Origin of the sequence: Actinomadura bangladeshensis (assembly GCF_004348335.1) — a bacterium.
GTDB classification, from domain to species: Bacteria; Actinomycetota; Actinomycetes; order Streptosporangiales; family Streptosporangiaceae; genus Spirillospora; species Spirillospora bangladeshensis.
Map to the genome: position 1 here is coordinate 1 of NZ_SMJW01000039.1, position 21,938 is coordinate 21,938.

The following is a 21,938-nucleotide window of genomic DNA, read 5'->3' on the forward strand; positions in this document are numbered from 1 at the left end:
TAACTGTGCTTCGCGACATTCCGCCCTGCCCTTGCGGGGAGGGCGCCGTCCCCCCGGGACCGGAACGGTGGAAGGCCCCTCCGCGAAGGGGCCTTCCACCGGCAGAAGCTACGAGCCGGTGACTAGGACCCGGTGCCGAAGGTCTTGCGCGCCTCCTGGGCGGCGTCCTTGGCCTTCTCGCCGACCTGCTTGGTGCCGCCGGCCGCCTGGTCCTTGCGCCCCTCGGCCTCCAGCCGGGAGTCGCCGGACCGCCGCCCGGCCTCCTCCTTGCCCTGGCCCTTGGCCTGCTGCGCCTTGTTCTTCAGCTTGTCGAGGATGCCCACTGCTCCTCCTTCAGGTACGGAAAGTCGTACGCCCTCCGTCCGTGCCCGCTGGATCCCGGCCTATGCAGGGGAATGCGGCGGGACGTGGCAAGGTTGTGCGGGAAGAGGACAGTGACGTCCGCCCTCACTCACAGCCGAGCGTCAGCACAGGAGCACCCACCGTGTCGTTGCCACCTCTGGTCGAGCCCGCAGCGGAGCTCACCCGCGACGAGGTCAACCGCTACTCGCGGCACCTGATCATCCCCGACGTGGGCATGTCCGGGCAGAAGCGCCTCAAGAACTCCAAGGTTCTGATCGTGGGCGCCGGCGGGCTCGGCTCCCCCGCCCTCCTCTACCTCGCCGCCGCCGGCGTGGGCACCCTCGGCGTCATCGACTTCGACGTCGTGGACGAGTCCAACCTGCAGCGGCAGATCATCCACCGCCAGTCGTCCCTCGGCAAGCCGAAGGTCGAGTCGGCGGCCGAGACTGTCCGTGAGATCAACCCGCTGATCGACGTCGTCGTGCACAACATGGCGCTCGACCGCGACAACATCATGGACATCTTCTCCCAGTACGACCTCATCCTGGACGGCACCGACAACTTCGCCACCCGCTACATGGTGAACGACGCGGCCGTCCTGCTCGGCAAGCCGTACGTGTGGGGCTCGATCTACCGCTTCGACGGCCAGGCGTCGGTCTTCTGGGCCGAGTACGGCCCGTGCTACCGCTGCCTCTACCCCGAGCCGCCGCCGCCCGGCATGGTGCCGTCCTGCGCCGAGGGCGGCGTCCTCGGCGTGCTGTGCTCCTCGATCGGCTCCATCCAGGTGAACGAGGGGATCAAGCTCCTCACCGGCATCGGCGAGCCGCTCGTCGGCCGGCTGATGATCTACGACGCCCTGGAGATGACCTACCGCACGGTCAAGGTCCGCAAGGACCCGGAGTGCCCGCTCTGCGGCAAGAACCCGACGCAGACCGAGCTCCTGGAGGACTACGAGGCCTTCTGCGGCGCCGTCTCCGAGGAGGCCACCGAGGCCGCCAAGGACTCGACGATCACCGTCCACGACCTCAAGGCCATGCAGGACGGCGGCGAGGACATCTTCCTCGTGGACGTCCGCGAGCCCAACGAGTACGAGATCGTCTCGATCCCGGGCGCGACGCTGATCCCGAAGGGCGAGTTCCTGAACGGGTCCGCGCTGGAGCGCCTCCCGCAGGACAAGAAGATCGTCCTGCACTGCAAGTCGGGCGTCCGCTCGGCCGAGGCCCTGGCGGTCGTCAAGAACGCCGGCTTCAGCGACGCCGTGCACGTCGGCGGCGGCGTCCTGGCCTGGGTCAACCAGATCGACCCCAGCCAGCCGTCCTACTGACGCTCCACCCGGAGGCCCCCGGACCCGCCCGCGGTCCGGGGGCCTTCGCGCGTCCGGCCGCCGGCGCGCCCCTCCGGGCCCTGACGACCGGCTCGGCGCCATCTGGCACAAGGGCTGACCGGCCTCAGCCGTCCGCCGGGGGGCGGTAGGCGAGGCCGATCTCGGGGCTGGTCTCGGCCAGCATCAGCTCGAACATGGGGGCGGCGTCCGCCAGGGCGAACTCCAGATGCCCGAAGACCTCCAGGCTGACGCCGCCCTGGAGGCGGATCCAGCACTTCAGGAACTGCTGGACGACACCGAGCGGCAGGTCGACGCCGACGACGTCGTCGCGGTAGCGGCGCAGCTGCGGCAGCAGGACGGGATCGATCTCGTCGTCGGAGGGAACCGGGAACGGGCTCCTGTTCCACAGCTCCAGGAACAGGGCCATGAACGTCCAGCCGAACTGGCGGGCGCACTCCTCGGCGAAGTCGGCCTGCCCCTGGTCGTCGATGCCTCGCACCGGCGCGCCGAACAGCAGCGCGTACTCGCGGGGATGCGCGAGCGCCCAGGTCCGGAACCGGCGGGACGCGGTCAGGAACTTGCCGCTCAGGTCGCCCTCCGGCACCCGCGCCAGGGCCGCTGTCAGCTCGCCGGTCAGCTCGTTGAACAGCTCGCCGACCAGGTGCCGCAGCAGTTCGCCGTGGCTGCCGAAGTAGCGGTAGAGCGCGGGGGCGGTCATGCCCATCTCGCGGGCGATCGCCCGCAGGGTCACCGCCTCGGGGCCCTCCTCGACGAGGATCCGCCGGGCGGTCTCGGTGATCTCCCGGACCGTCGCCGCGCGCAGCCGATCGCGCCGTGTCTCCACTTCGCCGCCCTCTTCTCCCCTGCACCGGCGGCCGCGTCCGGCCGCCTTCGCATGATTCCCCAGAAACACCCTTGACGGAAGCTAACGCCGTATGCGAAGTTAACGCCATTCGCAGTTTACGGCGTTCACCAACCTTACTGCCGTTATCAGACAGGGGGAACCGGTCATGTTCGATCGATGGGGACGATGGGTCCACCGCCGCAGGCGGTGGGTCCTCGCGGCGGCCGGCGCCGCACTGGTCTTCGCCGGCGTCTGGGGGACGGGCGTCTTCGGCGCGCTGACCTCGTCCGGCGGGTTCGACACGCCGGGCAGCGAGAGCGCGAAGGCGGCGCAGATCGCGGAGCGGGACCTCGGGCGGGACGAGGCGGACGTCGTCGTCCTCTACCGGGGGCCGGTCACGATCGACGACCCGTCCTACCGGGCGTCGGTCGAGCGGGCGCTCGCCGCGCTGCCGCAGGACAAGATCGCCTCGACCGCGACGTACTGGACGACCGGCGCGCCGCAGTTCGTCAGCGCGGACCGCAGGTCCACGTACGCGGTGCTGCGGCTCGCGGGCGCCGACGGGGGCGCGCGGAGCGACAACTACACGACGATGCAGGACGCGCTGACCGAGGTCGGCGGCGGGCTCACCGCCTCGGTCGGCGGGGAGGTCGGCACCGAGACCGCGATCAACGAGCGGGTCTCGTCCGACATCGGGCGTGCCGAGGCCATGGCCATGCCGGTCCTGCTGGTCCTGCTGGTGCTGATCTTCGGCGGGCTGGTGTCGGCGAGCCTGCCGATGCTGATCGGCGGCATCGCGATCCTCGGCTCGTTCACCGCGCTGCACGCGCTGACCTACGCGACCGATGTGTCGATCTTCGCGGTGAACATCACCACGTTCCTGGGGCTGGGCCTGGCGATCGACTACGGGCTGTTCATGGTCAGCCGGTTCCGCGAGGAGGTCGGGCGAGGCTCCTCGGTCGAGGACGCCCTGGCCGCGACGATGGCGACGGCCGGACGCACGGTCGCGGTCTCGGGCGTCACGGTCGCGGTGTCGCTGTCCGGGCTGCTGCTGTTCGACCAGAACTTCCTGGTCTCGATGGGCTACGGCGGCATCGCGACCGTGTTCGTGTGCATGGTCGCCGCGCTGACCGTGCTGCCGGCGCTGCTCGCCGTCCTCGGACCCAAGGTCAACGCGCTGCCGGTGCGGCGGCGCCGGCGTTCGGAGAGCCGGACCGACGGCTGGTGGGGACGGCTCGCGCACAGCGTCATGCGCCGCCCGGTGGTCTACGTGGTGGCGACGGTGGCGCTGCTCCTCGCGCTCGGCGGCCCGTTCCTGCGCATCAACTGGGGCGGCGTCGACGCCAGGGCCATGCCGGAGGGCGCCGAGGCGCGGGTCGTCGCGGAGGCGCTGGAGACGCAGTTCCCGCGCAACGCCACCAGCCCGATCGAGGCGGTGGTGACCGGGACGTCCGACCGGGCCGCGGTCCAGGCGTACGGGGACCGCCTGGCAGCGGTGCCGGGGGTGACGGGCGCGGAGGTGACCGGTGCGCAGGGCGCGACGACGCGGATCGCGCTGACCTACCGGGCCGAGCCCAACTCCGACGCGGCGCGCGACCTCGTCCGGGAGGTCCGGGACGTCCCGGCTCCGCCCGGCGCGCAGGTCCACGTCGGGGGCGCGACCGCCGAAGTCGTCGACCAGCTCGACAGCATCGGCGCGACGCTGCCCTGGCTGGCGGTGCTCGTGGGCGGGGCGACGTTCGTCCTGCTGTTCCTGGCGTTCGGCTCGGTGGTGCTGCCGCTGAAGGCGATCGTGATGAACATGCTGTCGCTGTCGGCCACCTTCGGCGCGGTCGTGCTGATCTTCCAGGACGGGCACCTGTCCGGCCTGCTGGACTTCACCGCGACCGGCGCGATCGACCCGGCGATGCCGATCCTGATGCTGGCGATGCTGTTCGGCATCTCGATGGACTACGAGGTGTTCCTGCTGTCGCGGGTCCGCGAGCAGTACGACCTGACCGGCTCCAACACGGCGGCCGTCGCCGCCGGCGTGCAGCGCACCGGCTCGATCATCACCAGCGCCGCGCTGCTGTTCATCATCGTGATCGGCGCGTTCGCGACGTCGGGGATCACGTTCATCAAGATGACGGGCGTCGGGATGGCGATCGCGATCGTCATGGACGCGACGGTCGTCCGGGCGCTGCTCGTGCCGGCGGCGATGCGGCTGATGGGACACGCCAACTGGTGGGCGCCGGGGCCGCTGGCGAAGATCTACGGCAGGTACGGGATCCGCGAGGGCGACTCCCCCGCACCGCCGGCGTCCCGGCTGGAGCCCGTCGGCTGAGCGGGCCTCCCCGAGAGCGGGGGCATCCGGTGGCCGGCGGCCCGCGCCGCCGGCCACCGAATCAGGTCAAACCAGTACAAAGCCCTGCTTACCCTGCTTGTCGGGAACACCGCAGGTCGCGGGCGGGCGGGGGGCGACGGATGTTCGATCGATGGGGCCGCTGGGTGCACCGGAGGCGCCGGTGGGTCCTCGCCGCCGCCGGGGCGCTGCTCGTCTTCGCCGGCGTCTGGGGGACGGGCGTCTTCGGCGCGCTGAGCTCGTCCGGCGGCTTCGAGACGCCCGGGAGCGAGAGCACGAAGGCCCGGCAGATCAGCGAGCAGGCCCTCGGCCGGGACGCCGCCGACGTCGTGATCCTCTACGAGGGCCGGACCACGGTCGACGACCCGTCCTACCGGTCGTCCGTCGAACGGGCCCTCGCCGCGCTGCCGCAGGACAAGGTCGTCGGCACCGCCACGTACTGGACGACCGGCGCGCCGCAGTTCGTCAGCGCGGACCGGACGTCCACCTACGCCGTCCTCGAACTCGCCGGCGCCGACGAGACCGCCCGGGACGCCGCCTACCAGGCGGTCGAGGGCGAGCTGGACGACGTGGGCGGCGGGCTCACCGCCGCGGTCGGCGGGTCGGTCGCCACCTCCGCCGCCATCAACGACCGCGTCGCCTCGGACATCCCGCGCGCCGAGGCCATCGCCATGCCGATCCTGCTCCTGCTGCTCGTGCTGATCTTCGGCGGGCTGGTCGCGGCGAGCCTGCCGCTGCTGGTCGGCGGCATCGCGATCCTCGGCTCGTTCACCGCCCTGCACGCGGTCGCGCAGCTCACCGACGTGTCGATCTTCGCGGTGAACATCAGCACGTTCCTCGGCCTCGGCCTCGCGATCGACTACGGCCTGTTCATGGTCAGCCGCTTCCGCGAGGAGCTCCGGCGGGACGGGACGTCCGTCGAGGACGCCCTGGCCACGACCATGGACACGGCCGGACGCACGGTCGCGGTCTCCGGCGTCACGGTCGCGGTGGCCCTGTCCGGCCTGCTGCTGTTCGACCAGAACTTCCTGGTCTCGATGGGCTACGGCGGCATCGCCACGGTGTTCGTGTGCATGCTCGGGGCGCTGACCGTGCTGCCCGCGCTGCTGTCCGTCCTCGGCCCGAAGGTCGACGCGCTGCCGATCCGGCGGCGGCGCCGGCACCGGGCGTCCCGCGGCTGGTGGGGGCGGATCGCCTACAGCGTGATGCGCCGCCCGGTGGTCTACGTGGTGGCGACCGTGGCGCTGCTCCTCGCGCTGGGCGGCCCGTTCCTGCGCATCAACTGGGGCGGGATCGACGCCGGCGCACTGCCGGAGGGCACCGATGCCCGCGCCGTCGCCGAGGCGCTGGAGACGCGGTTCCCGCGCAACGCCACCAGCCCGATCAACGCGGTGGTGACGGGAACGTCCGACCGGGCCGCGATCGACGCCTTCAGCGAGCGCCTCGCCGCGCTGCCCGGCGCCGCCGACGCGACCGTCACCGGCTCCAGCGGGACGACCACGCAGATCTCGGTGCGCTACGACGCCGACCCGTACTCCCCCGCCACGCGCGACCTCGTCCAGGAGGTCAGGGACGCCCCGGCGCCCGCCGGGGCGCAGGTGCACGTCGGCGGCTCGACGGCCGACGTCGTGGACGAACTCGCCGGCCTCGGCGACACGCTGCCGTGGCTCGCGCTGCTCGTCGGGGGCGCGACGTTCGTGCTGCTGTTCCTGGCGTTCGGCTCGGTCGTGCTGCCGCTGAAGGCGATCGTGATGAACCTGCTGTCGCTGTCGGCGACGTTCGGCCTCGTCGTGCTGATCTTCCAGGAAGGCCACCTGTCGGGCCTGCTGAACTTCACGGCCCTCGGGGCGATCGCCCCGGCGATGCCGATCCTGATGCTGGTCCTGCTGTTCGGCATCTCGATGGACTACGAGGTGTTCCTGCTCTCGCGGGTCCGCGAGGAGTACGACCGCACCGGCTCCAACGTCACCGCCGTCGCGGCGGGCGTCGAGCGCACCGGCTCCATCATCACCAGCGCGGCGGTGCTGTTCATCGTCGTGATCGGCGCGTTCGCGACGTCCGGCATCACGTTCATCAAGATGGTCGGCGTCGGGATGGCGGTGGCGATCCTGATGGACGCCACGGTCGTCCGCGCGCTGCTCGTGCCCGCGATGATGCGGCTGATGGGCCGGGTGAACTGGTGGGCGCCCGGGCCCCTCGCCCGCCTCTACGGCCGGTACGGAATTCGTGAAACCACGGCCACCAATCCGCGGAAACCGCTTGTGGTCTCCCTCACCCGGCGCGAGACTGAACGTCATTCCACCGGCACCGCCTCGCGTGACGCCTACCGCGACGGACCGCGTCCGGCGGACACCCACACCACATCACGGGACGTCCCTTTGGAGGCACCATGGCCACGCGGGTGATCATCGACGACGAGACGGCGCTCGCGCACCTGGAGCGGCTCACCGACACGCTGCGCGCCGCCGGCTGGGCCGTCGAGGTGGCCGCGCCCGGCGACCGCCGCCCGTCCGCGCTCGTCGCCGACCCGCACGTGCGGCGGATCAACGAGAGCGTCATCGCCGCGCCGGAGGGGTCCGGCGGCGCCTGGTCCTACTGCTACGGCTGGGGCGAGCGGATCGCGCCCTGCACCGACCCGTCCGGCGCCGCCACCGCGCTCGGCCGCGTCCTCACCGCCCGCCGCGACAACTGACCCGCCCGGCCGGGCGGCGGCTCAGGCCGACTTGCGGCCGCGGCTCTTCGCCGGTTCCTTCTTGGCGGCCGGCTTCGCGGACGGCTTGCGCGCCGGCTTCTTCCCCGACGAGGACGCGGCCTTGCCGTCGCGCTCGCCGCGGCTCTTCTTGGCGGCCTCGACGCTGGCGCGCAGCGCGCTGAGCAGGTCGGCGGCGGGCTCCTCCTCGGCCTCCTCCGGCCGGGTCACCTCGCGGCCCTCGATCTTGGCGTCGATCACCGCCTGGAGCGCCTCCCGGTAGGCGTCCTTGTACTCCGTCGGGTCGAACTCGCCCTCCATCGACTCGATCAGCGACGTCGCCATCGACAGCTCCTGCTTGCGGATCTCGATGTCCTCGTCCAGGAACGGGAAGTCGGGGGTGCGGACCTCGTCCGGCCACAGCATCGTCTCCAGCACGAAGATGCCCTCGCGGACGCGCAGCGTGGCGAGCGACTCGCGCTGCCGCAGCGCGACCTTCACGATGGCGACCTGCCCGGAGTTCTCCAGCGCGTCGCGGAGCAGCACGTAGGGTTTGGCGCCCTGCGCGTCCGGCTCCAGGTAGTAGGACTTCGCGAAGTAGATCGGGTCGACCTCCTCCTGCTCCACGAACTGCAGGACGTCGATCCGGCGGCTGGACGACAGCGGCAGCTCGGCGAAGTCCTCGTCGGTGAGGATGACCATCTCGCCGGACGGCAGCTCGTACCCCTTGGCGATGTCGGAGTACGGCACCTCCTCGCCGTCGACCGTGCAGACCCGCTTGTACTTGATGCGCCCGCCGTCCTCCCGGTGCACCTGGTGGAAGCTGACGTCCCTCTGCTCGGTCGCCGAATAGAGCTTCACCGGTATCGTCACCAGCCCGAACGAGATCGCGCCCTTCCAGATACTCCGCATGATCCGTCCTTACCCCGCACGTTCCGGCTCCTAGCGTCGCAACCCCGCGTGATTTGCGCCAGAACGGCGCCTTGATCCTTTTCTGCGGGGCGGGGGCCGGGTAAGACGGCGGTATGACCATGCCGTGGCCCGTTGAGCCGATGATGGCCGCCACCGGGGACCTCCCCTCCGACGGCGCGCAGTGGGGCCTGGAGCTGAAGTGGGACGGCGTCCGCGTGCTGGCGCACGTCTCCGCGGACGGCGTCCGGGCCGTGGGGCGGCGCGGCGGCGACGTGGCGGGCCGCTACCCGGAGCTGTCCGCGCTGGCGGACCTGCTGCCCGACAACGACGTCGTCCTGGACGGCGAGGTCGTCGCCTTCGACGAGGGGCGGCCCAGCTTCGAGCGCCTCCAGCGCCGGATGCACGTCGAGCACCCGGACCCGCGGCTGATCCGGCTCGTCCCGGTCAGGTACGTGGTGTTCGACGTCCTGTTCCTGGACGGGCACCTGCTCTACGACATGCCGTACGCCGACCGCCGCTCGCTGCTGGCCGAGCTCGACCTGGCCGGATCCGGCCCCGTGGAGGTCCCTCCGTACCTGCACGGCGGTGACGACACGCAGGTGCAGGAGCTGCTCGACTTCACCCGCGAGCAGCGTCTGGAGGGCGTGCTCGCCAAGCGGCTCGACTCGCCGTACCGTCCGGGCCGCCGCGTCGACTTCTGGCGCAAGGTGAAGAACTTCATGACGCGCGAGGTCGTCGTCTGCGGCTGGAAACCGGGCAAGGGGCGGCGCGAGGGCGGCGTCGGCTCCCTCCTCCTGGGCGAGTACGACGTGAAGGGCATGCTCGGGTTCGTCGGCCACGTCGGCACGGGCTTCACCGACCGCGCCCTGGACGAGCTCTACGAGACGCTGTGGCCGCTGCGCCGCCCGACGAGCCCCTACGACGAGGCCGTCCCGCGCGAGTTCGCCAGGGACGCCCAATGGGTTGAGCCGCACCTCGTCGGGGAGGTCGCCTACAGCTCCCGCACCAGGGACGGCCGCCTGCGCTTCCCGTCCTGGCGGGGCCTGCGTGACGACAAGGACCCCCTGGAGGTCACGAGTGAGCATTGACGCGCTCTCCGGCTCGAAAGCCGGGGATTCGGCCTGTGCCGCACTGTTGTCGGTGCGGCACTTCCGTGGCTTCCTGCTTCGCCGGGCTGCGCCCCGACGGATCGGGGTCCTACCTGCCCTCCACAGGCGTTTAGTGTCTCCGCCTCCCCCGCGCGGCGGGGGTTTCCGTCCAGCGGCGACCACGCGGTCATTCGGTGAGTCTGCGTCCCTCGTCCAGGATGTTGCGGGCCGCGTTGACGTCCCGGTCATGCACCGTCCCGCAGTGCTCGCACGTCCATCGCCGGACGTGCAGAGGTTTGGGGCCGTCCTGGTACCCGCACCTCGAGCAGATCTGCGAGGACGGGAAAGTGCGACCCACCCGGGCGAGGGTCCGGCCGTGCCGGGCCGCCTTGTACTCCAGCATGTTCACGAACGCCGACCAGCCCGCGTCGTGCACCGATTTGGCCAGGCGAGTGCGGGCGAGCCCCTTCACGCACAGGTCCTCGACACAGACCGTTTGGTTCTCACGGATCAGCCTCGTGGACAACTGGTGATGGAATTCCCTGCGCGCGTCGGCGACCTTGGCGTGGCGGCGGGCAACCCTCGTGCGGGCCTTGTCCCTATTCTTGCTGCCCCTCTGTTTACGGGACAGCGCCTGTTGAGCCTTCTTCAGTTTCTTCTCGGCTCGGCGCAGGAACTTCGGCGAGGTGATCTTGCGGCCGTCCGCCAGGACCGCGAAGTGGTGGAGGCCCAGGTCGATGCCCACCTCGCCTGTGGCGGCGGGTGCCCCGTCCACGCGGCCCGCCTCGACGATGAACGACGCGAAGTACCGTCCGGCGGCGTCCTTGATCACCGTCACCGTCGAGGGGACCGACGGCAGCGCCCGCGACCACTTCACCGCCACAGGGCCGATCTTGGGCAGGGACAGTTTCCCGCCCTGGGTTATGAACCAACGGGCGTTGGAAGTGAACCGGACCGACTGCCGGCCGTCCTTGCGGGACTTGAACCGGGGCGCCCCCACCCGAGGGCGTCTGCCGGCCAGGCCGTCGAAGAACGCCCGGTAGGCCGCATCCAGGTCCCGCAGCGACTGCTGCAGCACCACCGCCGAGACCTCCCCCAGCCAAGTCCGCTCCGGCGCCTTCTTCGCCCGCGTGAGTGCCGCCGACAACTCGGCGGCCGACACCAGCGGCAACCCGGCCTCGCGAGCGGCCCGGCGCGCCCGGAGCGCGTCGTTGTACACCACCCGCGCACACCCGAATGCCCGCGACAGCGCCTGTCGTTGGCAGGCGGTGGGGTAGAGCCGGAACGCATACCTAAGCTGCACTGGGTAATCTTATCATTACCCTGTGTTGATCCGCGGGAGGAGCGAGAACCGAAGGGTACGGCGCCTCATCCCGCATGCGCGCCCGGTTCGAGGCGGCGGTCGACGAGAGGCAGCGGGAGTGTCCAGTGAGCTGCACAAAGACGATCGTCGAGGTGGACGGGCGGCAGCTCACGCTGTCCAACCTCGACAAGGACCTCTACCCGGAGTTCACCAAGGGCGAGGTCATCGACTACTACGCGCGCATCGCCCCCGTGATGCTGCCGCACCTGAAGGACAGGGCCGCCACCCGCATCCGCTGGCCGGACGGCGTCGACGGCGGCAAGTTCTTCGAGAAGAACGCCCCGTCCCACACGCCCGGCTGGGTCCGCACCGCGACCGTGCCGAGCCCCGGCAGCACGCGGAACCGCGAGACGCTCGACTACGTCGTGGTCGACGACCTGCCCACGCTCGTGTGGTGCGCGAACCTCGCGGCGCTGGAGCTGCACGTCCCGCAGTGGAAGGTCGGGCCGCGCGGCAAGGTCCACGCCCCCGACCTCCTCGTCTTCGACCTCGACCCGGGTCCGCCCGCCACGGTCGTGGAGGCATGCGAGGTGGCGTGGCTGCTCCGCGGCCTGCTCGCCGAGGACGGCCTGGAGTCCTACCCGAAGACGAGCGGCAAGAAGGGCCTGCACCTGTACGTCCCGATCAAGGAGCCCACGGAGGCCGAGCGGACGTCGGAGTACGCCAAGTCCATCGCGCAGCGGCTCGCCGAGGCGCACCCCCGGCTGGTCGTCGCGAAGATGGAGAAGCGGCTGCGCAAGGGCAAGGTCTTCGTCGACTGGAGCCAGAACAACCCGGCGAAGACGACGGTCGCGCCCTACTCGCTGCGCGCGGCGAGCCGCCCGTCGGTCTCGACCCCGGTCACCTGGGACGAGCTCGAGTCGTGCGAGGACGGCGCCGACCTGGTGTTCGGCCCCGACGACGTGCTGACCCGGGTGGACGGGCACGGCGACCTCCTCGCGCCGCTCCTGGAGGACCACCGCCCCCTTCCCTGACAATCCCGCCGAAATTCGAGTGCCCTATGTGTTCGAACAGGCACTCTCCGGCATCGGCGTCCGCCACCATGGACGCGGGGACACCGATGCGGGGCGGAAGGAAGAGCAGTGTCGCAGAACCACCACTACGACGCCGTGGTCCTGGGCGGGGGGACGGCGGGGGAACGGGTCGCGACCGGCCTCGCCCGCGCCGGGCGGGACGTCGCCCTCGTCGAGGACCGCCTGGTCGGCGGGGAGTCGCCGTACTTCGCGTGCGTGCCGTCCAAGTCGCTGCTGCTGTCGGCGCGGCGCGGCGAGACCTGGGAGATGGCCCTCGCCCGGCGCGACGCGCTGGCCGGGCACCGGGGCGACGACCCGGCCGTCGCGCGGATGGCCGAGGACGGCGTCACCGTGCTGCGCGGCCGGGGCCGGGTCCTCGAACCCGGGCGCGTCGAGGTCGGCGGGGCCGTGCACGGCTACGGCGACCTCGTCGTCTGCACCGGCAGCGAGCCGGTGATCCCGCCCGTCGAGGGGCTCGCGGACGTCCCGCTGTGGACGAGCGCGGAGGCGCTGTCGGTGCCCGACCTGCCCCGCCGGCTGGTGATCCTCGGCGGCGGCCCGGTCGGCTGCGAGCTGGCGCAGGTGTACGCGGCGTTCGGGTCGCAGGTCGCGGTCGTCGAGGCGTCCGGGCGGCTGCTGACCGCGGAGGCGCCGTTCGCCGGCGAGGTCCTCGCGGACGCGCTGCGCCGGATGGGCGTCGACCTGCGGCTCGGCGCCGCCGTCGGCAACGTCGAGCGCAAGGACGTCGGCGTGCGGCTCTGGCTGTCGGACGGCGGGACGCTCGACGCCGACCGCATCCTCGTCGCGGCAGGGCGCCGTCCCCGCGTGGAGGGCCTCGGGCTGGAGACCCTGGGCGTCACCGTGACACCGGGCCAGGGGGTCCCCGTGGACGAGAGGTGCGCGGTGCCGTCCGCCACCGGGGGCGTGTGGGCGGCCGGCGACGTCACCGGCATCGCGCGCACGGCGCACGCGGCCCGCTACCAGGCCCGCATCGCGCTGTCGAATCTCCTCGGGCGGCGCCGCGAGGCCGACTACCGGGCCATCCCGCGCGTCGTCCACACCTCCCCCACCGTCTACTCGGTGGGGATCTCGCCCATGCAGGCGGAGGAACTTCGCATAGACCTCCACACCGCCGGGTACGACCTCGCCGCGACGGCGCGGGCCGCCGTGGAGGCCGACGAGCGCGGCCGGGTGGAACTGTACGCCGACCGCTCCCGCGGAGTCCTGGTCGGCGCCGCCGCGGCCGGACTGTACGCCGAGGAGTGGATGAGCGAGATCGCCTTGGCCATACGCGCGGAGACGCCGCTGAGCCTGCTCGCCGACGTCGTCCACGCGTTCCCGACCTATGGCGAGGCCGTCGAGGCGCCGCTGCGCGAGCTGGCGGGCGCGCCGGCCGGCGGCACCGCGGAGGAGGATCCGAGATGAGCGAGACCGAGGACACCGGCCGTGCGGCACCCGTGCCGGACGAGGCGAACGAGGCCGACGCCGCCGAGCAGCGCGCCGCCCTGGACGAGTACGGCGCGGCCGAAGGCGCACCCCTGCCGGAGGACGCCAACGACGCCGACGCCGCCGAGCAGCGCGCCGCGCTCGACGAGGAGGACCAGCGCGTCGGCGCGGCGCCCATGCCGGACGAGGCGAACGACGCCGACGTGGCCGAGCAGCGGCGCGAGGTCCGGCTGGACGAGGACGAGTACCGCTGAGCCGGCCGGTCCCCGGCTGGGCCCCGCCACAGGCAACAAGGTTGTCGGAAAGGATCGGCGCGGGGTGGCGCCCGTCCCGGCGGGAATACACTGACCTGCGCGAAGGAACGCCGCCGGTGCTCGTATGCGATCAGCGGAGTTACTGGCGCGTAGGATGATGTGATTGTCAACACGCGACGGAAACCCCCTCCCGTCGCGACGATTCGGTGATCGGAGAGTGTGGTGACCGCGACCCCGGACGCCCGCCCCCGCGGCACGAGACTGCCGCGGCTGGCGCGCCGCAGGCAGCTGCTCGGCGCGGCCCAGGAGGTGTTCGTCGCGCAGGGGTACCACGCTGCGGCGATGGACGAGATCGCCGAGCGCGCAGGCGTCAGCAAACCCGTGCTCTACCAGCACTTCCCGGGCAAGCTGGAGCTGTACCTGGCCCTGCTGGACGAGCACGCCGAGAACCTGGTGAAGATCGTCCGGGAGGCGCTGGAGTCCACCACGGACAACAAGCTGCGCGTCCAGGCGAGCATGCAGGCGTTCTACGACTTCGTGGCGGGCGACGGCGAGGCCTACCGGCTCGTGTTCGAGTCGGACCTGCGCAACGTGGCGCCCGTCCGGGCCCGCGTCGACCGCGCGAACCAGCAGTGCGCCGAGATGATCGCCCAGGTGATCGCCGAGGACACGGGCGCCGCCGCCGAGGAGGCGCACCTGCTCGGCATGGGCCTGGTCGGCATGGCGGAGGTCAGCGCCCGGTTCTGGCTCTCCCAGCACCGCACCATCCCCAAGGACACCGCCGAGAAGATCATCGCCCGGCTGGCCTGGCGCGGCATCTCCGGCTTCCCCCGCACGGCCGACCAGCCCTGAGCCCCGGCGGCCGGGCGTTCGCGGGCACCCCGCCCGCCGGGCGTTCACCCTCGGCTCAACCGTGTGACGACGCATCGGGTGATCTCCGTGCGACGATCGGGTGACGGACCCGCCGGCGGTCGGCGGGACGCGACGGACGACGGGAGCAGCACGTTGCAGGTGCGCATCGGGGTGCAGAACGTTCCCAAGGAACTGGTGGTGGACACGGCGCAGTCGGCCGACGAGGTGACGGACGCGCTGTCGCAGGCCCTCGGCGAGCCGAACGGGGTGCTGGTCCTCAAGGACAGGCGCGCCGGGCGGATCGTGATCCCGGCCGGCCGCGTCGGCTACCTGGAGATCTCCGAGGAGGAGCAGCGCAGCGTGGGCTTCGGCACGCAGTACGCGTGACGGCTTGCCGCGGGTCGACCCGCCGTTGACCTGCACTTTGTTTGATCCCGGCGATACGGGCATACCGATCTCCGTGCACGGGCCACCCGGTCCGGCCCACGGAAAAGGAATGGATGATCGACATGCTCACGACGATCCTCTGGTTCATCGTCGTCGGTGCCGTCATCGGAGCCCTCGCGCGGCTGCTCGTCCCGGGCCGCAACCCGATCGGCATTCTGCTGACGCTCCTCATCGGGATCGCCGGCGCCATCCTCGGAGGCGTGGTGGCGGACGCGCTCGGCGCGGGCACCGTCATCGCCTTCGTGTTCGCGATCGTGATCGCCGCGCTCGGCGTCGCCGCGCTCACCGGCCTGAACGCGCGCGGACGCGGCGGCCGCAAGAGCGGCTGGCGCACGCGCCGCGGCACGTACTGACGCACCGCTCGACCCCCGGGCGAAGGCCCCCGCCCCCCAGGCGGGGGCCTTCCCCTGTCCGGGTGCCCTCAGGGCGAGGTGACGGCCGCGCCGGCACCACCCGTCCCTGTCGCCGGGGCGCGGACTGTCCGGATGTGGCCTTCCGGCGGGGCCGGGCCGGGGGCGTCCGGGCGCGGCGGCCCCCGCCGGATAATGCCTGGAGGAACGGGCATGGAATAGACGAAACCATGGAAACGTTGGGTGGAGTGATCGGCTATTGGTGTATACAACGGCCGGTCGGTACACTGCGTCGCGGAGTGTGACCGCACGCAGCCACCGTGAGTGACTGCTTTCAACCCCTGACTGCGGTCGCCGAGAGATTTTGAGCAACGGCTGGTCCCTCCCGCGCGAGCGCGCGGCCAAACGTTCGACGGGCACGTCCGCGAGGACGGCGCCCCGCCGGCGAGCCGCGCCGCACCCGGGAGTGGAGACCCCGCATATTGGAGGCTGAAAGCCCTGACTACCTTTCGTGAACTCGGGGTCGTACCCGAGATAGCAGACGCCCTTGAAGCAGAGGGCATCGTGGAAGCGTTCCCCATCCAGGAGCTCGCCCTGCCGATCGCGCTGGGCGGGCACGACATCATCGGCCAGGCCCGCACGGGCACCGGCAAGACCCTCGCGTTCGGCGCCGCGCTGCTGCAGCGCATCGAGCACGGCCGCAAGGAGCCGCGCGCGCTCGTCGTCGCGCCGACCCGCGAACTGGCCCTCCAGGTGACCGACGACCTGCTGGTCGCCGGCGGCAAGCTCGGCACCCGCGTCCTGTCCGTCTACGGCGGGCGCGCGTACGAGCCGCAGATCAACGCCCTCCGCGACGGCGTCGACGTGGTCGTCGGCACTCCCGGACGGCTGCTCGACCTCGTGAAGCAGAAGCACCTCGACCTGTCCAAGGTCGAGATCCTCGTGCTGGACGAGGCCGACCGCATGCTCGACCTCGGGTTCCTGCCCGACATCGAGCGGATCATCAAGCGGATCCCGGCGCAGCGCCAGACGATGATGTTCTCGGCGACCATGCCGGGCGAGATCGTCGCGCTGTCGCGGCAGTACCTGACCCGGCCCACCAACGTCCGGGCCGAGTCGCACAGCGAGTCGGACGCGACGCCGCAGGTCGTCCAGCACGTCTTCCAGGCCCACCAGATGGACAAGCCGGAGATGCTGGCCCGGCTGCTGCAGGCCGAGGGCCGCGGGCTGACGATGATCTTCTGTCAGACCAAGCGGGCCTGCGACCGGGTGGCCGCCGACCTCGCGCAGCGCGGCTTCGACGCCGCGGCCGTGCACGGCGACCTCGGGCAGAGCCAGCGCGAGCGGGCGCTGCGCGCGTTCCGCAACGGCAAGATCGGCGTGCTGGTGGCCACCGACGTGGCGGCCCGCGGCCTCGACGTCGACGACGTCACCCACGTCGTCAACTACGAGTGCCCCGACAGCGCCGACACCTACGTGCACCGCATCGGCCGGACCGGCCGCGCGGGCAAGGAGGGCGTCGCGGTCACGCTGATCGACTGGTCCGACCTCACCCGGTGGAAGCTGATCAACGGGCAGCTCGACCTGCCGTTCGCCGAGCCGCAGGAGACCTACTCGACGTCCCCGCACTTCTTCGAGACCCTCGGCATCCCCGCGGGCACGAAGGGGAGGCTGCCGAAGGAGCAGCAGCACGGGCGCGCCGGGCTGGACGCCGAGGAGCTGGAGGACATCGGCGAGACCGGCAAGGTCCGCAGCCACCCGCGGGGCGGCCGCGCCGAGGAGGAGCGGCCCCGGCCGCGCCGCCGCAAGCGCAACCGGACCCGCACCCGCGCCGGCCGGCCGGTCGAGGCGACCGCGGCGGAGGCCGAGACCGCCGCGGAGAGCACCGTCGCCGACACGGTGGTGGACGCGGTCGCGACCGAGCGCAAGCGCAGCCGGACCCGCCGCCGCACCCGCGCCGGCAAGTCGGCGGCCGCCGCGACGGTGTCCGAGAGCGCGGAGGCGCCGCAGACGGCCTGATCCGCACCTGGTTACGACCGCGAGACCACCGCTCGGTCTCGCGGTTGTGCTGTTTCCGGGCCCGAACCATGCGCGGGGGCGGGGTGCCACGGGCGGGCGCGCGGTGCCACGTGCGGCCCCGGAGCCACGTCCTGGCGGGTGCTCACGTACGGGTGCGGCCGTTTCGGCGGTTCGGGCGGGCCGGGCCGGCGCCGTCCTCGTCGCGCAGCTTCAGGGCGGTGCCGGGGTGGTCGGTCACCAGGACCGCGACGCGCGGGTCGCCGAGGAAGCGCCGCATCACGGGCTCGGCGTTGACCGTCCAGATCATGGCGGGGATCCCGGCGCGGCCGCACTGCCGCAGCACGCCGACGCGGGCCAGCCGGTGGTTGAGCGCGACCATGTCGGCGCCCGCCCGGCGGATGAGGCGCAGCGGCGCGAAATCGTGCGCGGCGCCGCGCTCCCACAGGTTGCGCCCGACCGACAGGGCCGTCCGCACGCCGGGGAAGCTCTTCTTGATCTCGAACAGCGAGGTGACCTCGCGGGTGGTGACGACGAAGCCGTCCCGCCCGAACGCCTCCACGGCGAGGGCGACGGTCTCGTGCTCGCAGCCGCGCTCCTTGAGGTCGAGATGGCCCTTGGCGCGGCCGGCGATGACGTCCATGGCCTCGCCGGCCAGCGGGACGGGCCGGGTCGCGAGGTCCTGGACCCGCGCGTAGCTCAGCCTGCCGATGCGGAGCCCCCCGACCTCGGGGTCGTGGTGGACGACGAGCCGCCCGTCCCCCGTCCGCCTGATGTCGATCTCCACGTACTCGGCGCCGGATTCGGCGGCCTCGCGGAGCCCCGCGAGCCCCGCCTCGTCACGGCGGTGCGCGGAGATGGCCGGCTTGGATGGCACGCTCGTGACGCTACCACCGAAACTTTTTCACCGGCCTGCATTGACTAGGCTGGTACCCCGTGAGTACGCCCCGGTTCCTGACCCTGCCCCCCGGCGTGAGCCGTACGACCGTCGAGACGTCGCGCGGCCCGCTCGCCGCGCTGGAGGCGCTGCCGGGCTCGGGCGTGCCCGAACGCCTCCCCGCGCTGCTCGTCCCCGGGCTGACCGGCAGCAAGGAGGACTTCCTCGCCGTCCTGCAGACGCTCGCCGCGTCCGGCCGCCGCGTCATCGCCGTCGACATGCGCGGCCAGTACGAGTCGATCGGCCCCGACGACGCGGCCGCCTACACCCGCGCCGCCCTCGGCGAGGACATCGCGGCCGTCCTGGACGTCCTGGGCCCCGACCCGGTGCACCTGGTCGGCCATTCGTTCGGCGGGCTCGTGTGCCGGGAGACCGTCCTGTCCGGGGCGCTGCCGGCGTCGCTGACCCTGATGAGCTCGGGCCCCGCCGCGGTCGGCGGCCAGGCCGCCGCCAAGGCCCGCGCCCTCCGCGACGCCATCCCCGAACTCGGCATGGAGCAGATCTGGGCGCTCAGCCTCGAACCGGACTACCTGGGGCGCGGCGTCCACCGGGAGATCGTCGCCTTCCTCAGGGCCCGCACGCTCGGCAACTCCGAGATGGGCCTCGCCCGCATGGCCGGCGAGATCCTCTCCGCACCCGACCGCGTCGACGAACTCGCCAAGAACTGCACCGACTCGGGCCTGCGCACGCTCGTCCTCTACGGCGAGGACGACGACGTGTGGTCCCCCGCCACCCAGGCCGCGATGGCGGAGCACCTGAACGCCGCCAAGGTCGTCATCCCGGGCGCCGCCCACTCCCCCGCCTGGGAGGCCCCGGAGACCACCGCAGCCGCTCTCAGGGCCTTCTGGAACGAAACAGAACACACCCTGAAGTAACGGTCGGCGACGAGAACTTCACACATCGTCGATCGGCCCGTCCTATGCTGTGCGCATGCCGGTGGATTACCGAGCCCCGAACATCAACGCGCGGAGCGTGGGGCAGCATCTGCGCCAGATCCGGGAGATCCTGGAACTGTCCTACGGCGAGGCGGCGGCGCATCTCGGCGTCAACGCCGACTGGCTGGCCCGCGTCGAGACGGGCTTCGGGCCGATCACGCCCGCTCAGGTCGCCGAGCTCCTGGACTCCTACGGCACTCCGCGCCACATCCGGGACGCCGTGGTCGACCTGTCGTCCCGTCCCGACGGCCCGCCGTGGCTGGCCCGCCATGTGGGGCGCCTCAAAGCCCTGGTCCGCGACATCTACACGGTCGAGTCGGAGTCGGCGCTCGTCCACATCTTCGGGATCGGGCGGATACCGGATCTCGTCCGCTGCGAGGAGTACGCGCGCCTGGTCTTCGAGCACCAGTACCCCGAGGTCGACGTGGACGAGGAGTGGGACCTCCTCCGCAGCCGGCAGCGGCACCGCCCCCGCACCCTCGACGTGATCCTCGACGGCCTCACCCTGGAACGCCACGGCGGCCCGCCGGACATCATGCGCGCGCAGTTCACCCACCTGCTCGAACTCCCCGCCGACGGCACGTCGACCGTGCGGGTCGTCCAGCCGAGCGCGGGCGTCCACCCGGGCCTCCACGGCGCCTTCGACGTCCTGGAGTTCCCGGGGCTCCCCGGCCGGATCTCCCTCGTCCACACGGCCCTCGGCATCGACGCCGCGCAGGCCGATCTCTGGGACGCCTGGCAGGAGATCGACGCACTCGCCCTCTCCCACGCCGACTCCCGCACCTTCCTCACCGACTGCCTCGCCGCCCTGGACGAGCACTAGCGCCCGGGGCGTCCCCCGGGCGCCCGCCCCTCAGGCGAAGTAGTGGCCTTGTCGAGGTCATCGAGGAGCCCCGGCGGCTGGGCCGGTCGTCATCCGAGCAGCCCGAGCCCATGCCCGATCATCTAGGGGCGGTCCTGGTGGGCGTGGACGTGGGGCAGGAAGAGGTCGTCGACGATCGACTGGATGCGGGCCGGCTTCAGGGGCTCCAGGTCCATCAGCAGGTCGTGGCGTACCAAGTCGAATGGGAGGGCCAGTACCGCGGCGGGGATCCGGTCCAGGTCCAGCTCGCCGCGGTCGCGGGCGCGCTGGTAGATGGTCTGGACGCGGGTGAGCCGCTGGTCGCCCATGATCCGGTCGCGCACCTGGGCGGGGGTGAGCCCGGTGTCGGCCAGGAGCCCGGAGAATGCGGTGGCGGCGAGCGTGACGAAGAAGGCGGCGCGGGCCTCGCCCATGCCCGTGAGCGCGGCGACGAGGTCACCGCGCAGGGTGCCGGTGTCGGGGATGCCGACCGGGTGGCTGTCGCGGTGGTGCTCCAGCGCGGCGAGGACGAGTTCGTCCTTGTTGGCCCAGCGGCGGTACAGGACGGCGATGCCGGTGCCGGCGCGGGCGGCGACGGACTCCATGGTCAGCTTCGCGAAACCGGCCTCGACCAGTTCGTCCCAGGCGGCGTCCAGCAGTGCGGCCTCGGGCTCGGCCCCGCGGCGGCGCCGGCGGGCGGGTGCGGCGTCGGAGGTGGTCACGGCTCCCATCAATGACCACGCGTTCCACCTTCTTCACCGACCCGGGGATGAACTCCATGACCCGGGCGATGCTCGGCCGGGTCTACACCGGCGCGGCGGACGCCGGCGAGACTCTGACCACGATCGATCGGATCGCCGATGGCGACTACGCCTCGTGGGCGCGCGAATGGGAGGCGACGGCGGATCGCATCGCCGGCATCGGCGACGACTGCCTGCAGCGGGGCCACCGGGTGAGCGGGCGCAGCGCCCTGTTGCGCGCCGCGACGTACTACGCGGCATGCGTCCTGGTGGCCGACGGCTGCGACGATCCGAAGGCCGTGATCGACCGGACGTTCGCCGCGTACCGCAGGTGCTGGGAGCAGTACCTCGGCCTGCTGGACGAGCCGCCCGAACGGCTCGACATCCCTTACGAGGGCACGACGATGCCCGGCTGGTTCTTCCCCGCCCGCGGCGAGGGCCCGAAGCCGACACTGGTGGCGGTCAACGGTGCGGACGGTGCGCTGAGCTACCTGTGGCCGGGCTACGGTTCCGAGGCCGCGGCGCGCGGTTACAACGTGGTGCTCTTCGACGGGCCCGGCCAGCAGCGGATGCTGTTCGAGCGGGGCGTCCCGTTCCGTCCCGACTGGGAGAACGTCCTCGGGCCGGTCGTCGACGCGGTGCTGCTCCGCGCGGACGTCGACCCGCGGAGGCTCGCGCTCTATGCCGTCAGCCAGGGCGGCTACTGGGGGCCGCGCGCGCTGGCGTTCGAGCACCGCTTCGCCGCCGCGGTGATCGACGGCGGGGTGGTCGACGTGACAGCGGCATGGCAGGCCGCGCTGACGCCCGAGTTGAAGGCGATGCTCGACGGCGGCGAGCGCGACCGGTTCAACGCGACCGTCGACCGCGCCCCGGCGAACGCCAGGCGGGTCTTCGCCTGGCGGGCCAAGCCGTACGGCCGGCCGAGCCTCTTCGACACCTTCCCGGACGTCCGGCAGTACCGGATCACACCGGAGCTCGCCGCGCAGATCACCACGCCGGTGCTGATCGCCGATCCGGACGACGAGCGGTACTTCACCGGCCAGCCCGAGCGCCTGTACGACATGCTTCCGGGCAAGAAGGAACTCGTCCGCTTCACCGAGGCCGAAGGGGCCGCCGGGCACTGCCAGCCGATGGCCCGCGCCCTCGCCGCCCAGCGGTTCTTCGACTTCCTGGACGACCATGTCGGCCTCACCACCGCGTAGGA

General features: G+C 72.0%; 21 protein-coding genes. 15 read left to right on the forward strand and 6 right to left on the reverse strand.

Features of this window, described 5'->3' with window-relative positions; all coding sequences use genetic code 11:
• Positions 1–122: 122 nt before the first annotated feature.
• Positions 123–323, reverse strand: coding sequence for a CsbD family protein (locus tag E1284_RS10385; RefSeq protein ID WP_131938815.1), 201 nt, complete (start codon positions 321–323; stop codon positions 123–125).
• 161 nt (positions 324–484) lie between these two features.
• On the opposite strand from E1284_RS10385, the gene moeZ reads away from it, so the two are divergent.
• On the forward strand, positions 485–1,666 hold the full coding sequence (moeZ, locus tag E1284_RS10390; protein WP_131938816.1) for an adenylyltransferase/sulfurtransferase MoeZ: 1,182 nt from the start codon (positions 485–487) through the stop codon (positions 1,664–1,666).
• Between the two features lie 124 nt (positions 1,667–1,790).
• Here the strand turns inward: moeZ and E1284_RS10395 are convergent, their stop codons facing one another.
• Positions 1,791–2,510, reverse strand: a complete 720-nt coding sequence (locus E1284_RS10395; protein ID WP_131938817.1) for a TetR/AcrR family transcriptional regulator — start codon at positions 2,508–2,510, stop codon at positions 1,791–1,793.
• A gap of 166 nt (positions 2,511–2,676) precedes the next feature.
• Here E1284_RS10395 and E1284_RS10400 point away from each other — a divergent pair, with 166 nt between their 5' ends.
• The 3 genes from E1284_RS10400 to E1284_RS10410 all read left to right on the forward strand — a co-directional run bounded on the left by E1284_RS10400 (position 2,677) and on the right by E1284_RS10410 (position 7,543).
• Positions 2,677–4,833 carry an MMPL family transporter gene (locus tag E1284_RS10400; RefSeq protein WP_131938818.1) on the forward strand — a complete coding sequence of 719 codons (2,157 nt, stop codon included), beginning with the start codon at positions 2,677–2,679 and terminating at the stop codon, positions 4,831–4,833.
• A gap of 140 nt (positions 4,834–4,973) precedes the next feature.
• Positions 4,974–7,256, forward strand: a complete 2,283-nt coding sequence (locus E1284_RS10405) for an MMPL family transporter (RefSeq protein ID WP_131938819.1) — start codon at positions 4,974–4,976, stop codon at positions 7,254–7,256.
• On the forward strand, positions 7,241–7,543 hold the full coding sequence (locus E1284_RS10410; RefSeq protein WP_131938820.1) for a hypothetical protein: 303 nt from the start codon (positions 7,241–7,243) through the stop codon (positions 7,541–7,543). Before E1284_RS10405 ends, E1284_RS10410 begins: the two co-directional genes overlap by 16 nt.
• 21 nt (positions 7,544–7,564) lie before the next feature.
• Here the strand turns inward: E1284_RS10410 and ku are convergent, their stop codons facing one another.
• Positions 7,565–8,452, reverse strand: a complete 888-nt coding sequence (ku, locus tag E1284_RS10415) for a non-homologous end joining protein Ku (RefSeq protein ID WP_131938821.1) — start codon at positions 8,450–8,452, stop codon at positions 7,565–7,567.
• 113 nt (positions 8,453–8,565) lie between these two features.
• Here ku and ligD (E1284_RS10420) point away from each other — a divergent pair, with 113 nt between their 5' ends.
• The gene (ligD, locus tag E1284_RS10420; protein WP_131938822.1) at positions 8,566–9,540 is read left to right on the forward strand and encodes a non-homologous end-joining DNA ligase; all 975 of its coding nucleotides are present in this window, start codon (positions 8,566–8,568) and stop codon (positions 9,538–9,540) included.
• Positions 9,541–9,727: 187 nt separating this feature from the next.
• Here ligD (E1284_RS10420) and E1284_RS10425 read toward each other — a convergent pair whose 3' ends face one another.
• On the reverse strand, positions 9,728–10,843 hold the full coding sequence (locus E1284_RS10425) for an RNA-guided endonuclease InsQ/TnpB family protein (RefSeq protein ID WP_131938823.1): 1,116 nt from the start codon (positions 10,841–10,843) through the stop codon (positions 9,728–9,730).
• 125 nt (positions 10,844–10,968) lie between these two features.
• Between E1284_RS10425 and ligD (E1284_RS10430) the strand changes: the two genes are divergently transcribed.
• From ligD (E1284_RS10430) to E1284_RS10460, 7 genes are all read left to right on the forward strand, one after another.
• Positions 10,969–11,877 carry a non-homologous end-joining DNA ligase gene (gene ligD / locus E1284_RS10430; protein ID WP_165965208.1) on the forward strand — a complete coding sequence of 303 codons (909 nt, stop codon included), beginning with the start codon at positions 10,969–10,971 and terminating at the stop codon, positions 11,875–11,877.
• Between the two features lie 108 nt (positions 11,878–11,985).
• On the forward strand, positions 11,986–13,341 hold the full coding sequence (locus E1284_RS10435) for a dihydrolipoyl dehydrogenase family protein (RefSeq protein WP_243714386.1): 1,356 nt from the start codon (positions 11,986–11,988) through the stop codon (positions 13,339–13,341).
• Complete coding sequence (locus E1284_RS10440; protein ID WP_131938825.1) at positions 13,338–13,616, forward strand: hypothetical protein; 279 nt, start codon at positions 13,338–13,340, stop codon at positions 13,614–13,616. The genes E1284_RS10435 and E1284_RS10440 overlap by 4 nt, the downstream gene beginning before the upstream one ends.
• 222 nt (positions 13,617–13,838) lie before the next feature.
• Positions 13,839–14,468 (forward strand): TetR/AcrR family transcriptional regulator, encoded by a 630-nt coding sequence (locus tag E1284_RS10445; protein ID WP_131938826.1) that lies wholly within the window; start codon positions 13,839–13,841, stop codon positions 14,466–14,468.
• Between the two features lie 159 nt (positions 14,469–14,627).
• A complete protein-coding gene (locus tag E1284_RS10450) occupies positions 14,628–14,855 on the forward strand; it encodes a DUF3107 domain-containing protein (protein WP_243714391.1) in 228 nt (75 codons plus the stop codon).
• Between the two features lie 113 nt (positions 14,856–14,968).
• On the forward strand, positions 14,969–15,268 hold the full coding sequence (locus tag E1284_RS10455; protein WP_243714387.1) for a GlsB/YeaQ/YmgE family stress response membrane protein: 300 nt from the start codon (positions 14,969–14,971) through the stop codon (positions 15,266–15,268).
• A 561-nt stretch (positions 15,269–15,829) separates the two neighbouring features.
• Positions 15,830–17,284 (forward strand): DEAD/DEAH box helicase, encoded by a 1,455-nt coding sequence (locus E1284_RS10460; RefSeq protein WP_243714388.1) that lies wholly within the window; start codon positions 15,830–15,832, stop codon positions 17,282–17,284.
• Positions 17,285–17,426: 142 nt separating this feature from the next.
• Here E1284_RS10460 and E1284_RS10465 read toward each other — a convergent pair whose 3' ends face one another.
• Positions 17,427–18,158 (reverse strand): glycerophosphodiester phosphodiesterase, encoded by a 732-nt coding sequence (locus E1284_RS10465; RefSeq protein WP_131938829.1) that lies wholly within the window; start codon positions 18,156–18,158, stop codon positions 17,427–17,429.
• Between the two features lie 59 nt (positions 18,159–18,217).
• On the opposite strand from E1284_RS10465, the gene E1284_RS10470 reads away from it, so the two are divergent.
• Together E1284_RS10470 and E1284_RS10475 are read left to right on the forward strand one after the other, a co-directional pair.
• Positions 18,218–19,093, forward strand: coding sequence for an alpha/beta fold hydrolase (locus tag E1284_RS10470; protein ID WP_131938830.1), 876 nt, complete (start codon positions 18,218–18,220; stop codon positions 19,091–19,093).
• A 55-nt stretch (positions 19,094–19,148) separates the two neighbouring features.
• On the forward strand, positions 19,149–19,976 hold the full coding sequence (locus tag E1284_RS10475) for a helix-turn-helix domain-containing protein (RefSeq protein WP_131938831.1): 828 nt from the start codon (positions 19,149–19,151) through the stop codon (positions 19,974–19,976).
• Positions 19,977–20,098: 122 nt separating this feature from the next.
• Here the strand turns inward: E1284_RS10475 and E1284_RS10480 are convergent, their stop codons facing one another.
• Positions 20,099–20,716, reverse strand: a complete 618-nt coding sequence (locus E1284_RS10480; RefSeq protein ID WP_207923673.1) for a TetR/AcrR family transcriptional regulator — start codon at positions 20,714–20,716, stop codon at positions 20,099–20,101.
• A gap of 11 nt (positions 20,717–20,727) precedes the next feature.
• On the opposite strand from E1284_RS10480, the gene E1284_RS10485 reads away from it, so the two are divergent.
• Positions 20,728–21,936, forward strand: coding sequence for an alpha/beta hydrolase family protein (locus tag E1284_RS10485; RefSeq protein WP_207923674.1), 1,209 nt, complete (start codon positions 20,728–20,730; stop codon positions 21,934–21,936).
• The last annotated feature ends 2 nt before the right edge of the window (positions 21,937–21,938 follow it).

Excerpts from the sequence above, each read along its gene's own strand:
- E1284_RS10475 (WP_131938831.1), top strand. The coding sequence starts at position 19,149 with ATGCCGGTGGATTACCGAGCCCCGAACATCAACGCGCGGAGCGTGGGG.
- E1284_RS10410 (WP_131938820.1), top strand. The coding sequence starts at position 7,241 with ATGGCCACGCGGGTGATCATCGACGACGAGACGGCGCTCGCGCACCTG.
- E1284_RS10400 (WP_131938818.1), top strand. The coding sequence starts at position 2,677 with ATGTTCGATCGATGGGGACGATGGGTCCACCGCCGCAGGCGGTGGGTC.
- E1284_RS10440 (WP_131938825.1), top strand. The coding sequence starts at position 13,338 with ATGAGCGAGACCGAGGACACCGGCCGTGCGGCACCCGTGCCGGACGAG.
- E1284_RS10455 (WP_243714387.1), top strand. The coding sequence starts at position 14,969 with ATGATCGACATGCTCACGACGATCCTCTGGTTCATCGTCGTCGGTGCC.
- ligD (WP_131938822.1), top strand. The coding sequence starts at position 8,566 with ATGACCATGCCGTGGCCCGTTGAGCCGATGATGGCCGCCACCGGGGAC.
- E1284_RS10485 (WP_207923674.1), top strand. The coding sequence starts at position 20,728 with ATGACCACGCGTTCCACCTTCTTCACCGACCCGGGGATGAACTCCATG.
- E1284_RS10405 (WP_131938819.1), top strand. The coding sequence starts at position 4,974 with ATGTTCGATCGATGGGGCCGCTGGGTGCACCGGAGGCGCCGGTGGGTC.
- ku (WP_131938821.1), bottom strand. The coding sequence starts at position 8,452 with ATGCGGAGTATCTGGAAGGGCGCGATCTCGTTCGGGCTGGTGACGATA.